The organism is Sphingomonas sp., assembly GCF_042095875.1.
GTDB lineage: Bacteria > Pseudomonadota > Alphaproteobacteria > Sphingomonadales > Sphingomonadaceae > Sphingomonas.
Map to the genome: position 1 here is coordinate 1 of NZ_JBELMJ010000060.1, position 13999 is coordinate 13999.

General features: G+C 67.4%; 14 protein-coding genes. 7 read left to right on the plus strand and 7 right to left on the minus strand.

Going from position 1 to position 13999, the window contains the following annotated elements:
* Positions 1–1433 (plus strand): AAA family ATPase (locus ACFDS6_RS15265; protein ID WP_375272965.1); only part of this gene is annotated, 1433 nt, incomplete at its 5' end.
* A gap of 331 nt (positions 1434–1764) precedes the next feature.
* On the opposite strand, the gene ACFDS6_RS15270 is transcribed toward ACFDS6_RS15265, so the two are convergent.
* Positions 1765–4599, minus strand: coding sequence for a TonB-dependent receptor domain-containing protein (locus tag ACFDS6_RS15270; protein WP_375272966.1), 2835 nt, complete (start codon positions 4597–4599; stop codon positions 1765–1767).
* A 272-nt stretch (positions 4600–4871) separates the two neighbouring features.
* Between ACFDS6_RS15270 and ACFDS6_RS15275 the strand changes: the two genes are divergently transcribed.
* Positions 4872–5384: a hypothetical protein gene (locus tag ACFDS6_RS15275; RefSeq protein WP_375272967.1), complete on the plus strand. Its 513-nt coding sequence runs from the start codon at positions 4872–4874 to the stop codon at positions 5382–5384.
* Positions 5385–5405: 21 nt separating this feature from the next.
* On the opposite strand, the gene ACFDS6_RS15280 is transcribed toward ACFDS6_RS15275, so the two are convergent.
* Positions 5406–5606 (minus strand): DUF2093 domain-containing protein, encoded by a 201-nt coding sequence (locus tag ACFDS6_RS15280; RefSeq protein WP_375272968.1) that lies wholly within the window; start codon positions 5604–5606, stop codon positions 5406–5408.
* Positions 5607–5620: 14 nt separating this feature from the next.
* Entirely contained in the window at positions 5621–7036 is a 1416-nt protein-coding gene (gene xseA, locus ACFDS6_RS15285; protein WP_375272969.1) for an exodeoxyribonuclease VII large subunit, read from the minus strand.
* Between xseA and purD the strand changes: the two genes are divergently transcribed.
* From purD to ACFDS6_RS15300, 3 genes are read left to right on the plus strand one after another with little or no spacing between them, the layout of a single operon-like run.
* Positions 7035–8327: a phosphoribosylamine--glycine ligase gene (gene purD / locus ACFDS6_RS15290; RefSeq protein ID WP_375272971.1), complete on the plus strand. Its 1293-nt coding sequence runs from the start codon at positions 7035–7037 to the stop codon at positions 8325–8327. The genes xseA and purD overlap by 2 nt on opposite strands.
* Positions 8328–8375: 48 nt before the next feature.
* Positions 8376–9068, plus strand: a complete 693-nt coding sequence (locus ACFDS6_RS15295) for a hypothetical protein (RefSeq protein WP_375272972.1) — start codon at positions 8376–8378, stop codon at positions 9066–9068.
* A complete protein-coding gene (locus ACFDS6_RS15300; RefSeq protein ID WP_375272973.1) occupies positions 9065–9520 on the plus strand; it encodes a GreA/GreB family elongation factor in 456 nt (151 codons plus the stop codon). The genes ACFDS6_RS15295 and ACFDS6_RS15300 overlap by 4 nt, the downstream gene beginning before the upstream one ends.
* A 6-nt stretch (positions 9521–9526) precedes the next feature.
* Here the strand turns inward: ACFDS6_RS15300 and ACFDS6_RS15305 are convergent, their stop codons facing one another.
* From ACFDS6_RS15305 to ykgO, 3 genes are read right to left on the minus strand one after another with little or no spacing between them, the layout of a single operon-like run.
* Positions 9527–10447: an EamA family transporter gene (locus ACFDS6_RS15305; protein WP_375272974.1), complete on the minus strand. Its 921-nt coding sequence runs from the start codon at positions 10445–10447 to the stop codon at positions 9527–9529.
* Between the two features lie 14 nt (positions 10448–10461).
* Positions 10462–11073: an HAD family hydrolase gene (locus tag ACFDS6_RS15310; protein WP_375272975.1), complete on the minus strand. Its 612-nt coding sequence runs from the start codon at positions 11071–11073 to the stop codon at positions 10462–10464.
* A 28-nt stretch (positions 11074–11101) separates the two neighbouring features.
* On the minus strand, positions 11102–11227 hold the full coding sequence (gene ykgO, locus ACFDS6_RS15315; RefSeq protein WP_003046794.1) for a type B 50S ribosomal protein L36: 126 nt from the start codon (positions 11225–11227) through the stop codon (positions 11102–11104).
* Positions 11228–11410: 183 nt separating this feature from the next.
* Here ykgO and ACFDS6_RS15320 point away from each other — a divergent pair, with 183 nt between their 5' ends.
* Both ACFDS6_RS15320 and ACFDS6_RS15325 read left to right on the plus strand, forming a co-directional pair.
* Entirely contained in the window at positions 11411–12016 is a 606-nt protein-coding gene (locus ACFDS6_RS15320; RefSeq protein ID WP_375272976.1) for a hypothetical protein, read from the plus strand.
* Between the two features lie 14 nt (positions 12017–12030).
* On the plus strand, positions 12031–13140 hold the full coding sequence (locus tag ACFDS6_RS15325) for a M14-type cytosolic carboxypeptidase (protein WP_375272977.1): 1110 nt from the start codon (positions 12031–12033) through the stop codon (positions 13138–13140).
* A gap of 548 nt (positions 13141–13688) precedes the next feature.
* Here ACFDS6_RS15325 and ACFDS6_RS15330 read toward each other — a convergent pair.
* Positions 13689–13999, minus strand: a 311-nt coding sequence (locus ACFDS6_RS15330; RefSeq protein WP_375272978.1) for a translocation/assembly module TamB domain-containing protein, incomplete at its 5' end; no start/stop codon positions are given.

Consider the following 13999-nt stretch of genomic DNA (forward strand, 5'->3'; position numbering starts at 1 on the left):
ACATCACCGACCGCTTCCTGCCCGACAAGGCGATCGACCTGATGGACGAGGCCGCCAGCCGCATCCGCATGGAGGTGGAGTCGAAGCCCGAGGAGATCGAGACGCTCGACCGCCGCATCCTGCGCCTCAAGATCGAGCGCGAGGGGCTGCGCCGCGAGTCGGACGAGGCGTCGCGCGACCGCTTCGCCAATCTGGAGGAGGAGCTCGCCAACCTCGAACAGCAATCGGCCGAGCTGACGACGCGCTGGCAGGCGGAGAAGGACAAGATCGCGGGCGAGGCGAAGCTGAAGGAACAGCTCGACGCCGCGCGGCTGGAACTCGAACAGGCGCAGCGCCAGGGTGATCTGGCGAAGGCGGGCGAGCTGTCCTACGGCCGCATCCCTGCACTAGAGCGTCAGTTGGCGGAGGCGCAGGCGACGACTCAGGGCGCGATGCTGCGCGAGGAAGTCACCGCCGACGACATCGCCGGTGTCGTCAGCCGCTGGACCGGCGTGCCGGTCGAGCGGATGCTGGCGGGCGAGCGCGAGAAGCTGCTGCGGATGGAGGAGGTGCTGGGCAAACGCGTGATCGGGCAGGCTGACGCCGTGCGCGCCGTCTCCACCGCGGTGCGCCGCGCGCGTGCCGGATTGCAGGACCCGAATCGTCCGCTCGGGTCTTTTCTGTTCCTGGGGCCGACGGGCGTCGGCAAGACTGAGCTGACCAAGAGCCTCGCCGAATTCCTGTTCGACGACCCGAACGCGATGGTGCGGATCGACATGAGCGAGTTCATGGAGAAGCACGCCGTCTCGCGGCTGATCGGTGCGCCGCCGGGCTACGTCGGCTACGAGGAAGGCGGCGTGCTGACCGAGGCGGTCCGGCGGCGACCCTATCAGGTCGTGCTGTTCGACGAGGTGGAGAAGGCGCACGGCGACGTGTTCAACGTGCTCTTGCAAGTGCTCGACGACGGTCGCCTGACCGACGGTCAGGGGCGCACGGTGGATTTCAGCAACACGCTGATCATCCTGACCTCGAACCTGGGATCGCAGTTCCTCGCCAACATGCCCGAGGACGCGGGCGTGGAGGCGGTCGAGCCGCAGGTGATGGACGTGGTGCGTGCGCACTTCCGGCCCGAGTTCCTCAACCGACTGGACGAGATCATCTTGTTCCACCGGCTGGGTCAGGCGCACATGGGCCCGATCGTCGACATCCAGGTGTCGCGCGTCGGTCGTCTGCTCGCCGACCGCAAGGTCACGCTCGACCTGACCGACGCCGCGCGCGCGTGGCTCGGCCGCGTCGGCTACGACCCGGTCTACGGTGCGCGACCGCTGAAGCGCGCGGTGCAGCGCTATCTGCAGGACCCGCTCGCCGACCTGATCCTGCGCGGCGAGGTGAAGGACGGCGCGACCGTCCACGTCGACGAGGGTGATGGGCGGTTGGTACTGAGCGCCGAGTAACCGGAACAGGGCTACGCGTCGAAGCCTGCCCTTGATCGCTCTGCACAACGCAGCGCCGCATAGAAGTATGCGGCGTGACGCGCTTCCGGAGTCCTTACGGCTTGCTCGGCCGCATCACCATCTATGCCGTTCAGGTCGAAGATGGTCGTGACCTGCTGTAAGTCGAGGTTCGCTGCGCTCGATCCATTACTCGTGCAGCAATCACAGAACTTCAGCTACATGCCAGCTTTCGCAATCGAAAGCTGGCCGAGTTAGGGCTGATCTTAACTCAGCGACCGAACAAAAAAAGGGGCGGATTTCTCCGCCCCTTTCCACTGCACGACCTCAGTTATTAGAAGTTGAACCGCACCGACGCGAAGAAGTCGCGGCCCAACACGTCGTACGTGCTCGGATAGGTGCCCGACTGCTCCTTGTTGCCGGCGAGCAGCGTCGGCTGCTTGTCGAACAGGTTGTTGACGCCGACCGAGAAGTTGAACTGCTCGGTGATGTCGAACGACGCCGCCAGGTTGAAGACGTTGTACGCCGGGATGCGCTCGACGTTGTAGTTCGTGTCGGGATCGTCGTCACGCACCGCACCGATATGACGCCACGCGAAGCTGATCGTGCCGGGACCGTCGATGTACGACAGGCGCGAGACCCACTTGAACGACGGATACGGATTGCCGCACGCGAGCGTGCCGAACCGGCCCGAGCACTCGTTGGTGATGTCCGGCAGCGCCGCGACCGGAGTGATCGTGAAGTCGTTCACCCAGGTGCCGTTGAAGTTGAACGCCAGACGCGATTCGTCACGACCGAACACCGAGAAACCGAGGCGGTGCGAGTAATCGACCGCGACGTCGATGCCGTTGGTGCGCAACGTACCGACGTTGGCGTTCAGGATCTGCGGCTGGTTGTCGGTGTCGAACTGACCAAGCGCGTTGCGGTTGCCCGCGAACGCCTGACAGTACACGCTGTTGATGTCCTGAATGACGTTGTAGCACAGCGACAGAGCGTTACCGGCACCGCCACCCAACAGCGAGATCGAGTTCTTGATCTTGATGTTGTAATAGTCGGCGGTGATCGAGAGACCCGGGATGAAGCTGGGACGCAGCACCACGCCACCGGTGTAGCTGTCCGACGTTTCTTCCTGCAGGTCAGGGTTACCGCCCTGCTGAACCGAGATCTGCGTATTCAGCTGCGTGCTGGTCTGACCGACCGCAGCAGCCGGAACACCGGTCGCGATGCAGAGGTTGCGCAGCGTCGCGTTCGTTGCAGCCGTCGGCAGAGCGCAGGGGTCCTGCAGCGTCGGGAAGTTGGTGGCGCGACCGCCGAACAACTCGCCAACGTTCGGCGCGCGAACAGCGCGCTGATATTGACCGCGGAACATGATGTCACGAACCGGCGACCACTGCCCCGAACCCGCGTAGGTCCAAACGCCACCCACCGCGCCGAGCGAATAGTCCGAATAGCGGACGGCGCCGGAGACCTCGAGATTGTGGAAGAACGGGCGATCGGCGATGATCGGCACGCGAAGTTCAGCGAACGCTTCCTTCACGTTGTAATCGCCCTGCGTGGGCAGGCCGGCGTTGAAGCCGATCACGTCACCCGACGCCAGCGCCGTGTCCGGAATGAAGCGCGACGCGAGCTTGCGATACTCACCACCGAACGACAGGCCGACAGGCTCAGCGCCTAGGCCCAGGTTGAACAACTCACCGGAGATCGAGCCGTTCGCCACCTGCAACACCGAGATGTCGCCGTTCTGCGCGCGGATCGAGATTTGGTTCACCATGTCCGGGGTCAGCGTATTCGGCCCGAAAATGTTGATCGGATTGGCAACGCCGTTCAGCCCCGCCTGGAACGCCGCCCGAGAGATGTTGCCGTCCTGGATATTGGCATTCCGCGTCCGCGCGTAGCTGTAGTACAGGTCGTAGTTAAACTTCTCGGTCAGGTCTCCGCGAACGCCGAAGAGGAACCGGAAGGCGTTACGCTCGTCGAGCGAGTTGCGACCGCCGGTCTCGTTGGCACGACGCTGAACCGACAACGGCACGATGCCGTCGCCGACGGTGTTGCCGCCGCCCGCAATCGCGTCAATTTGACGAAGCGCTGCCACGTCGGCGGCCGAGATGAACGGCGTGACGGAGTTGATGTTGACGTTGAACGTGCCGGTGACCGGCGTCGGAGCCAGCTGCGTCGCCACGCGGTTGTTGACAAAGGTCACCTCCGTATAGGCGGTGACGCCCTTCGTGATCTCATAGTCAGCGAAGCCACCGAGCAGGTAACGCTCCTGCGGCACCATCAGGTAGTTGTCGGGTGCAAAATTGTACACGTCGGCAGCAGTGCGACGACGCGAAGCACCAGCCGTGGAATAATAAGCGCCCGGGCTGCAGAACACGTTACCCGCCGGGCAAGCCGCAGCCGAGAGATTCGACGTGAAACGGCCGTTCGGCGTGGTCGAGGAGCCACCGACCGCAACGCCTGTCACGTTGCCGGCCGCGTCGCGGGTTTCGGAGAGATCAACCGCCGAGAAGTCGCGCGCGCCCTGGAAGATCGACGAACGGCGATAATATTCACCGTACACGGTCGCGTGACCGCGATTGTCGCCGCCCAGTTCGGTGCCGATTGCGACGTACGCGTTGTAGCGACGACCATCGCCGCGCTCGGTGATGCCGTATTGCGCACCCGCGATCACGCCGCTCAGGTCGGTACGCAGACGGAAGTTGACGACGCCCGAGACCGCGTCCGAACCGTACACGGCCGACGCACCGCCGGTTACCGTGTCAACGCCCTCGATCAGGAAGGTCGGAATGGTGTTCAGATCGACGAGCTGGCTCGCATCGTAGAACATGTAGCGACGGTTGTTGACGAGGACGAGCGTGCGCGTCGGCCCGAGGCCGCGCAGGTCCAGCGTTGCGACGCCGCCGCCGGGGTTGTTCGAGAACGCGGTCGCGCCCGGAATCACCTGCGGCAGCTGGTTGAGCACCGTCTCGACGTTCACCGAGCCCTGAAGGCGGAACTCTTCCTGGCTGACGACGGTGATCGGAGCGGCGGTTTCGAGGTCACGGCGCTTGATGCGCGAACCCGTGACGACGATGTCGCTACCAGCCGGCACAACCTCTCCGTTGGCGCTCGTATCGATCTGATTGGTCGGCGTACCGACCTGTGCCAATGCCGGTGCAGTTGCGGTCATCGCGCCCACCAACAACGTGCTCGCGAGCAAACGCGAACGATTGGTCATCATTGTGTACCGTCCCCTTTATAGCAGCCAAGCTGACCTAATGGTCATCCGACGTTCTCCGCCCGACAATTCTATCTTGAGCGATGCTTGTACCTATCAAGCAGGGTCCTGTTGGAGCAATGGAGATTGCCGCCGCGATGAGCTTTGCGAAAGATCGTGACAAAACGGTCACACTTTTGCGACAGGCTGTGACGCGCTAGGCCATTCCTATGACGATTACCCAAATGCGCGCGCTGTTGGCCGCCGCGATCTCGATCACTGCGGCGGCACCGATCAGCGCACAGAACCGAGCGAGCGCGAGCCTGGATGCGATCACCGCATGCCGGTCGATTGCAGAGACAGCGGCGCGGCTGCAATGTTTCGATCGCGCCGCAGCCGCGCTGGACGAAGCCAAACGAACAGATGGATTGGTCGTGCTCGACCGCGCCGAGGTGAAGGAAAAGAAGCGTTCGCTGTTCGGACTCAAGCTCCCCGACATCAATTTGTTCGGCGGCGGCAAGGATGAGGAACAACGCACGGAAATCAGCGAGATCGATACCACGCTGACCAAGATGCAGCCGACGGGACGCGACCGCTTCGTCGTTCAGTTCGCCGATAACTCGGTGTGGCGCACTACCGAGCCATTCAAGATACCGCCACGCATCGGTGACAAGGTCAAGATCAAGCGCGCGGCGATGGGAAGCTTTCGGGCATCGTTCAACGGCAATTATCCGGTACGCGTCGAGCGTGTTCAATAAACTTTTGCGCACGTGGTCGCCCTACCGCGGCCGCATCGCCTCGCTGGCGAGTTGCGCGGTCGCGAAGGGGCGTTGTTCGGTCACGTCCCAGTAGCGCAGGTCATCCAGCGGGATCGCGGCGCCTGAGGCCGCGCAGACGACGTGGTCGCCGGTGCTCAGCACGCGAAAGCCGTTGGCCATGTAGTGGAGCTTGGCGGGGCGGTTGGTGTTCGACATGAGCATCGCTTGATGTTCCGTTAGAGCAGCGTCGGCTGGTCGGGTTTCTGCTTGCGCCGAACGTGGGGGCGCGGTGCGGCTTCCTCAACCGTGCCGGCGACGCTCACGTCGACCAGCTCTTGATGGCGGAAGTGGAGCGTCAGTGCGCCGGCATCGCGCGCGGCCGTGGCGGAGGTGACCGTCCCGCCGTCGCGCGTCGTCACGCGGGCGTAGCCGCGCTCCAGGATGCGGTCGGGATTGAGACTCTCCACCAGCCGACCGACATCGGCGAGGCTGCGGCGCGCCGCCTCCAGCCGGCGGTCGAGCGTGGCGGGCCGGATCGCGCCCGCGACGCGGTCGAGCGCGCCGCGTGCGCCCGCCACGCGGCGTTCAAGCGCGCGGTCGGCGCGGGTCGCCGCCTCGTCCATCCGCTGCCGCTGCGGTCCCAGCAACCGGTCGCGCGAGGGGAGCAGCCGCGCCAGCGCGGTCAACCGCTCGCGCCCGCGCTCGACGTGGCGATTGGCGCAGCGCGCGGTGCGCGCGCTCATCGCGTCGAGCGTGTAGCGCAGGTCGGCGAGCACCGGCACCGCGATCTCGGCCGCCGCGGTCGGGGTCGGCGCGCGCAGGTCGGCGGCGTGGTCGCACAAGGTCGTGTCGGTCTCGTGCCCGACCGCGGAGATGATCGGGATCGCGCAGCCGGCGACCGCGCGGACGACTGGTTCCTCGTTGAACGCCCATAGATCCTCGATCGAGCCGCCGCCGCGCGCGACGATGACCAGATCCGGCCGGGGGACAGCGTTCGCACCTGCGGCATCGCTCGCCGGCAACGCATCGAACCCGCGGATCGCCGCGGCGATCTCCTCCGCCGCGCCCTGCCCCTGTACCTTGACCGGCCAGACGACGACGTGCGTCGGGCAGCGATCCTCCAGCCGGTGGAGAATGTCGCGGATCACCGCGCCGGTACCGGAGGTCACGACCCCGATCACGCGTGGCATGAACGGCAGCGGTGCCCGCGCGCGCGACTTGGCGAACAGCCCCTCGGCATCGAAACGCGCCTTGTTGCGCTCGAGCAGCGCCATCAGCGCACCCGCGCCGGCGAGTTCCATCCGTTCGATGATGATCTGATACTTGGAACGACCCGGGTAGGTCGTCAGTCGCCCGGTCGCGATCACCTCGACGCCGTCCTCGGGACGGAAGGCGAGCGACGCACTGTTGCCCTTCCACATCACACCGTCGATCACCGCGCTGTCGTCCTTCAGCGCGAGATAGGAGTGGCCGGAGGCGACGCGCTTGTAGCCCGAGATCTCGCCGCGAAGCCGAACGTGGCCGAACTCGCCCTCGACCATCCGCTTCAGCCGGCCCGACAGTTCGCCGACCGACAGCGCCATCGCATTGTCGCCCGGCACCGCCTCGGCTACCAGCCGCGCCGCCGGAGTATCGAAAAGGGGATCGGCCATGAATATCCTGTTGATCGGGTCGGGCGGCCGCGAACACGCGCTGGCGTGGCGGCTGGCGCAGTCGCCCCGCCTCGATACGCTCTTCGCCGCGCCGGGCAACCCCGGGATCGCTAGCCACGCGACGATCGCCGAGCTCGACCCGGCGGACCACCGCGCGGTGATCGACTTCGTCCGCCGGCAGCAGATCGGACTGGTCGTCGTCGGACCGGAGGCGCCGCTGGTCGAGGGGCTGGCCGACAACGTCCGCGCGATCGGCGTGCCGGTGTTCGGCCCCGGTCGCGAGTCGGCGAAGCTGGAGGGATCGAAGGGGTTCACCAAGGACCTGTGCGCGCGCATCGGCATCCCGACCGCGCGCTATTTCCGCGTCACCTCGCGCGACGGCGCGCTCGCCTGCCTCGCCGATTTCGAGGCGGACGGACGATGCCGCTGCGTCATCAAGGCCGATGGGCTCGCCGCGGGCAAGGGCGTGACCGTGGCGATGTCGCGCGAGGAAGCGGAGGCCGCGGTCCACGACCTGTTCGCAAGCGGTCCCGCCGAGGCGGTAATCGAGGAGTTCCTGGAGGGGGAAGAGGCCAGCCTGTTCGTACTGAGCGACGGCACCAGCAGCGCGTCGTTCGGCTCGGCGCAGGATCACAAGCGCGTCGGCGACGGCGACACGGGAGCGAACACCGGCGGCATGGGCGCCTATTCCCCCGCCGCGTGCCTGTCGTCCGCGGACGAGGAACGCGCGCTGGGCGAGATCGTGCGCCCGACCATCGACGCGCTCGCCGCGGCGGGCAGCCCGTACGTGGGCGTGCTCTACGCCGGGCTGATGCTGACCGCGGACGGCCCAAAGCTGATCGAGTACAACGTTCGTTTCGGCGACCCCGAGTGCCAGGTACTGATGGCGCGCTTCGACGGCGATCTCGTCGAGGTGCTGCTGGCGGTCGCGGAGGGTCGCCTGGCCGACCTGCCCGCCCCGCGCTTCCGCGACGACGTGGCACTGACCGTCGTGATGGCGGCGCGCGGCTATCCCGGCACGCCCGAGACCGGCGGCGTGATCGCGGGGATCGACGATGCCGAGGCGGACAACGCGCGCGTGTTCCAGGCCGGTACGCGGATGCGTGATGGACGCCTCGTGGCGAGCGGTGGGCGCGTACTCGCGGTCACCGCGACGGGCGACAGCGTGCGCGCGGCGCAGGCTGCGGCCTACGCGGCGGTCGACCGTATCGATTTCCCGACGGGTTTCTGTCGCCGCGACATCGGCTGGCGCGAGATCGCGCGCGAAGAAAGCGGCTCTCCGCTCGCTTGAGGACCCTAGCTCCGCCCGCTACGTTCAGCGCCCATGGGAAATTACTCGATGATACCGTTCTCGCAGGATAACCTGCTGGTGCTGGTCGCGCTCGGACTGGTGGCGCTGCTCGCGCTGCTGACGATCCTGGGGATGATCAAGGGTCAGCGGCTGAAGGGTGCGCGCCGCGCGGCCGAGAAGGAGGAGCAGGCGCGCATCGACGCGCTGCGCGAGGACGGTGTCGAGCAGCGCGACGTCGATGATGCCGGCGAGGTCTTCGACGACGCGCCCCAGCCAAGCCGAGCGTCGACGCTCGCGCCCGAAGGTCAGCGCGCGGGCGACGGCGATCACCGCCCTGCCGCAGCAACGCCTGTGGCCCAACCGGCTACTGACGAGCAGCCAAGCGAGCCGCTGACCGCCGACGAGCCGATCGCGGCGGCGGCACCGCTCGACGCCTCACCCGCGAGCGCGGCGGCGGATACGCCCGGCTCGCCGGAGCCTGCCCCGGCGCACGCGACCTCGGGCGGTTCGATCACGCAATTGAAGGGGCTCGGCCCGAAGATCGCGGCGCGGCTGGGCGAGCTCGGCATCACCCAGGTCGATCAGCTCGCCTGGCTCGACGATCAGGAGGCCGCCGACCTGGACGCGCAGCTCGGCGCATTCCAGGGCCGGATGGAGCGCGACCGCTGGCGCGAGCAGGCGCGCTTCCTCGCGCAGGGGGACCGCGCGGGCTACGAGGCGCAGTTCGGCAAGCTCGGATGAGTGTCGCCTTTCGCCGCGAGAGCGACGACGAGCATCTCGAACCGACGTTCGAGTTGCCGCTGCCGCCCGGCCCCAATCTCGTCACGCCGCGCGGGCGCGCGCTGATCGAGGAGCGGGTCGCCGCGCTCGAAGCCGAGATCGCCGCAACGCACGAGGATGAAGTCGTCAAGAAACTGCGGCGGAGCTTGCGTTACTGGCTGACCCGCCGCGCGACCGCGATCGAGACCGCGCCGCGCGACGATGGCGCGGTCGGCTTCGGCAGCCGTGTCACCTTTCAGCTCGCGGGCAAGCGGCGCTGCGTGACGCTGGTCGGCGACGACGAGGCCGATCCGGCCACCGGCACGATCGCCTTCTCCGCGCCACTCGCCCGCGCGCTGATGGGCGCGGAAGCGGGCGAACGGGTCGCGTTCAACGGACGCGAGGACTCGATCGAAATCCTAGCGGTCGAGTAAAGCTCGTCACGCCCCTGCCCCGCGCCGCCACGGGATGCGCCCGGCGAGCGGCCACAGGATGTTGAGCGCCAGTCCACCGAGTACCAGCGCGCCCGCGTCCAGCTTCCAGCCCGGCAGTGCCTCGCCCAGCAGCAAGGCGCTCGCACCCATGCCGAACACCGGAACGAGCATCGCCAGCGGCGTGATCGTCGCTGCTGGGTGCCGTGCGAGAAGCCAGCCCCAGGCGGCGTAGCCGAACAGCGAGTTGCCGACCGACTGCCACACCACCGCGGCCCAGGTCGCGGGTGTCGCCTGCGCGACTGCTGTCGCGATCGGCTGCCACCCCTCCAGCAGGACCGCGGCGAGCACCAGCGGCGGCACCGCGAACATGCTCGACCAGACGACGAAGGCGAGCATGTCGGTCACCCCGCTCGCCTTGGCGACGTGGTTGCCGCCCGCCCAGCTGAGCGCCGCGGCGACCACGAGCGCGAGCCCGAGCGGCGTCGCCGCGCCGCCGCCGTGCGCGACGATGACGCCGATCCCCGCCGTCGCCATGACGAGCGCGACCAGCTGCACCGGCTTCACCCGCTCGCCGCGAAACGCCATCGCCAGCCCGATGGTGAAGAATACCTGGCTCTGCACCACCAGGCTGGCGAGGCCGGGCGAGATCAGCCCGTCCATCGCGATGAACAGCAGCCCGAACTGCCCCGCGCCGATCAGCACGCCGTAGCCGGCGAGGTCGCGCCAGCGCACGCGCGGGCGGCGGATGAACAAGGCGGCGGGCAGGAAGGCGAGCGTGAAGCGCAGCGCGGCGAAGGCGAGCGGCGGCAGCTGCTCCAGCGCGACGCGGATCACGACGAAGTTGGTGCCCCAGACGATCACGACGGCGAGGCCGAGCAGCAGGTGGCGCAGCGGCACGTGTCCCGCGCCCGGGCCAGCCCCCGCCATCACCGCGGGCTGGCTCAGCGCAGCAACCCCAATTCGGTCAGCTCGGCGCGCAGAGTGGCGGCGTCGCGGAAATGATGCGCGCGGATGCCGACCGCGCGAGCGCCGGCGATATTCGCCTCGTTGTCGTCGACGAAGATCGTCTCGTCCGCCGCCACGCCGAAGCGGCGCAGCGCGAGGTGGTAGATGGCCGCGTCGGGCTTGACCACTTTCTCGTCGCCCGAGACGACGATGTCGCGGAAACGATCGAACAACGCCGCCTCGCGCGCGCGGAACGGTGCGAAGAACTCGCCCGAGAAGTTGGTGATCGCGAACAAGGGCACGCCGTTCGCGTCGAGCTCCTCAACGATCGTGGGCATGTCCGCGATCGGTCCCGGTATCTGCTCGGAGAAGCGCGGGCCCCACGCCTGAATCATCTCCGCGTGGTGCGGGTGGAGCGCGATCAGTTCGGCCGAGGTTTCGGCGAAAGGGCGGCCCGCGTCGTGCTGGAAATGCCACTCGCGCGTGGCGACATCGCGCAGGAAAGCGTCGAGCGCCTGTTCGTCATCGAACAGGCGCTCGTACAGGACGCGCGGGTCCCAGTCGTAGAGGACGTGCCCGACATCGAAGATCACCGACGTGACGGGCATGCCCTTGCAATCGAACGCTAGGAGCGGATCAGCCCTGGCGCGCCTTGAAGCGGCGGTTGGTCTTGTTGATGACGTAGGTACGGCCGCGGCGACGGATCACGCGGTTGTCGCGGTGGCGGTCCTTGAGCGACTTCAAGCTGTTGCGGATCTTCATGGTGCGCCTTTGGGGTATTTGTTCGTGTGGAAACCGGAAAGCGCGCCGCCTAATGAAAGCGTGCCTCCAAGTCAACCGCGCGCGGCCCGCCCGTCGTCGCACGATTGCCACGCGTCGCCCGGGAGCTTGCGCGCGATTGCGGCGTTACTGCATCGAAACGATCCATTCAGGAGAGAAGGCCTCATGCGCGCCGCCCTACCCCTCGCCGCCCTCGCGACCTCGCTGCTGGTTTCGGCCTGCGCCACCGGGCCGCGCAGCTTTCCGGTGTCCGCCACGCGGTTCCACTACGATCCGGTGACCGCGCGCGGCACGGTGTCGGTCGAGCCGCTAGCCGGGCCGACGACGCCAAGCCTGGAGTACAAAACTTACGCCGCCGCGGTGCAGGGCGAGCTGCTGCGGCAGGGCTTCACCAATCCCGCGCCGGGCGCACGCGCGGAATATATCGCGACGGTCGGCTTCACGCGCGCGCCACAATCGCTGCCGCAGCGTCGCTCGCCGATCTCGATCGGGCTGGGCGGGGGCGTTGGCGGTGGCGGTTATCGCAGCGGCGGCGGGGTCGGCGCGGGCGTCGGCTTCCCGCTGGGCGGTGGTGGCGGCGGCGAGGGCGTGGTGACCGAATTGTCGGTGCGCATCCGCAAGGGCCCGGACGCGATCTGGGAGGGACAGGCGCAATCGCTGACCGACACCAGCGCGCCGAGCGCCGACACCGCGTCAATCGCGCAGCGCCTCGCGTCCGCGCTGTTCACCGGCTTTCCCGGCGAATCGGGTCGCACGATCGAGGTGAAGTAATTAGATCGGGTCGCATGACCCTATCGATCAACGCCGCCTTCGATGGCGGCAACATCCGCGTCGTCGCCGTGCACGACACCCACGTCGACCTGGAGATCGTGCGCGATCACCAGTCCGATTTCTTTCAATGGTTCTATTTTCGCGCGGCCGGGCTGAAGGGTCGCGCGACGAGGTTCCGCATCCTGAACGCCGGGCAGTCGGCCTATCCGTTCGGCTGGCCGGGGTACAAGACGCGTGCCTCGAGCGACCTGATCCACTGGCAGATGATCGACACGCGCTACGCCGACGGTGTGCTGGAGTTCGACTGGAGCGGCGAGTCCGATCTGGCCTGGTTCGCCTATTTCGCGCCCTATACGATGGAGCAGCACGCGCACCTGATCGCGCGGATTGCGGTGCAGCCGGGCGTTACGCACCGCGAGCTGGGGCAAACGCTCGACGGGCAGGCGATCGACTATCTGCGGGTCGGGTCGGGCGAGAAGCAGGTGTGGCTCTACGGTCGCCAGCACCCGGGCGAATCGATGACCGAGTGGTGGATGGAGGGCGCGCTCGACTGGCTGACGAGCGACGCCGCGCGCGCGCTGCTGGAGAAGGCGACGGTTCACGTCGTGCCCAACATGAACCCGGACGGCACGCGCCGCGGGCATCTGCGCACCAATGCGGCGGGGGTGAACCTCAACCGCGAATGGCACGCGCCGAGTGCGGAGCGCAGCCCGGAGGTGCTGTGCGTGCTGGCCGAGATGGACCGCACCGGCGTCACCTTCGCGATGGACGTCCACGGCGACGAGGCGATCGCGGCCAATTTCATCGCCGGATTCGAGGGCATTCCGTCGTGGACCGACGCGCACGGCGAGAAGTTCTACGACTTCGGCCGTCGGCTGGCGGCGCACACGCCCGATTTCCAGACCGAGCTCGGCTACGAGAAGTCGGCCGCGGGCAAGGCGAACCTGTCGATGTCGACCAACCAGCTCGCCGAGCGGTTCGGCGCGGTGTCGGTGACGCTGGAGATGCCGTTCAAGGATCACGACCCGAACCCCGACGCCGAGTTCGGCTGGAGCCCGGAACGCTCGAAGCGGCTGGGCGTGTCGTGTCTGGAGGTCGTGTCGGAGATGATCGACGGGCTGTGAGCGGGGCGGAAGGTGAGGCTAAGGTGAGGCCAACGTCGGTGTTCGTTTCGGATTGAGCGGGCGGCTAAAAGCAGCGGGATCCCGGCTTGAGGCCGGGACAACGGGCCAGTTTCGGGCCTTTGTGCCTCACCGTCGTGGCGAAAGGTCACGCAAAGGTCCCACCAACGCGTGGGTTTGCATAGTGGCCCTCCGCAGACGTCATCCCGGACTTGCTCCGGGATCCCGCTGCCTTCTCTCACCCCGTTCGGAGAAGCGGGACTTCGGATCAAGTCCGGAGTGACGTGATGATGTCCGTCGAGTCGGCCGGGTAGCGCACCCAAATCAGCCAGATAAGGGTCGCGGCATGTTCGAGCGGTGACGATGTAAAAGAGCGCGGCGGGTGGCCGGTCGAGGCGCTTAGCCAATACGTGGTTTGTAGGACAGCGGCTGGCAGGGTTCGTTGCGGCATCACCAGCACGGCTGGCTGGTCCGGCGTCCAGAAGCGGGACCCCGGATCAGGTCCGGGGTGACGGAAGGAGGAAAGCAGGCGCTCCCTCCTCCCCCGCGCCTCAATAATCCTTCGAGACGCGGACGTTGACGCTCTGCCGCCCTAGCGTCGAGATCGAGGACAGGAGCGAGAGCCAGCGCGTGACCTGAAATTCGAGGCGGGTCGCGGAATAGCCCTGACCGTCGGTGATGATCTCGGCGTAGACGCGGCGCGTCACGTACTTGCCCGCGGCGATCGAGGTGCCCTGCCCGGTCTGCGGATCGGCGGGGAGGATGCGCAGGCGGTCGAGCCCGGCGGCGCGGCGCACCGCGTTGATTGGGTTGATGCCGTTGCCGCCGTCCTGGAGCGCGGCGACCGCGGCGGCGAGCTGCA

Excerpts from the sequence above, each read along its gene's own strand:
- ACFDS6_RS15270 (WP_375272966.1), bottom strand. The coding sequence starts at position 4,599 with ATGACCGCAACTGCACCGGCATTGGCACAGGTCGGTACGCCGACCAAT.
- ACFDS6_RS15275 (WP_375272967.1), top strand. The coding sequence starts at position 4,872 with ATGCGCGCGCTGTTGGCCGCCGCGATCTCGATCACTGCGGCGGCACCG.
- ACFDS6_RS15280 (WP_375272968.1), bottom strand. The coding sequence starts at position 5,606 with ATGCTCATGTCGAACACCAACCGCCCCGCCAAGCTCCACTACATGGCC.
- purD (WP_375272971.1), top strand. The coding sequence starts at position 7,035 with ATGAATATCCTGTTGATCGGGTCGGGCGGCCGCGAACACGCGCTGGCG.
- xseA (WP_375272969.1), bottom strand. The coding sequence starts at position 7,036 with ATGGCCGATCCCCTTTTCGATACTCCGGCGGCGCGGCTGGTAGCCGAG.
- ACFDS6_RS15295 (WP_375272972.1), top strand. The coding sequence starts at position 8,376 with ATGATACCGTTCTCGCAGGATAACCTGCTGGTGCTGGTCGCGCTCGGA.
- ACFDS6_RS15300 (WP_375272973.1), top strand. The coding sequence starts at position 9,065 with ATGAGTGTCGCCTTTCGCCGCGAGAGCGACGACGAGCATCTCGAACCG.
- ACFDS6_RS15305 (WP_375272974.1), bottom strand. The coding sequence starts at position 10,447 with ATGGCGGGGGCTGGCCCGGGCGCGGGACACGTGCCGCTGCGCCACCTG.
- ACFDS6_RS15310 (WP_375272975.1), bottom strand. The coding sequence starts at position 11,073 with ATGCCCGTCACGTCGGTGATCTTCGATGTCGGGCACGTCCTCTACGAC.
- ykgO (WP_003046794.1), bottom strand. The coding sequence starts at position 11,227 with ATGAAGATCCGCAACAGCTTGAAGTCGCTCAAGGACCGCCACCGCGAC.
- ACFDS6_RS15320 (WP_375272976.1), top strand. The coding sequence starts at position 11,411 with ATGCGCGCCGCCCTACCCCTCGCCGCCCTCGCGACCTCGCTGCTGGTT.
- ACFDS6_RS15325 (WP_375272977.1), top strand. The coding sequence starts at position 12,031 with ATGACCCTATCGATCAACGCCGCCTTCGATGGCGGCAACATCCGCGTC.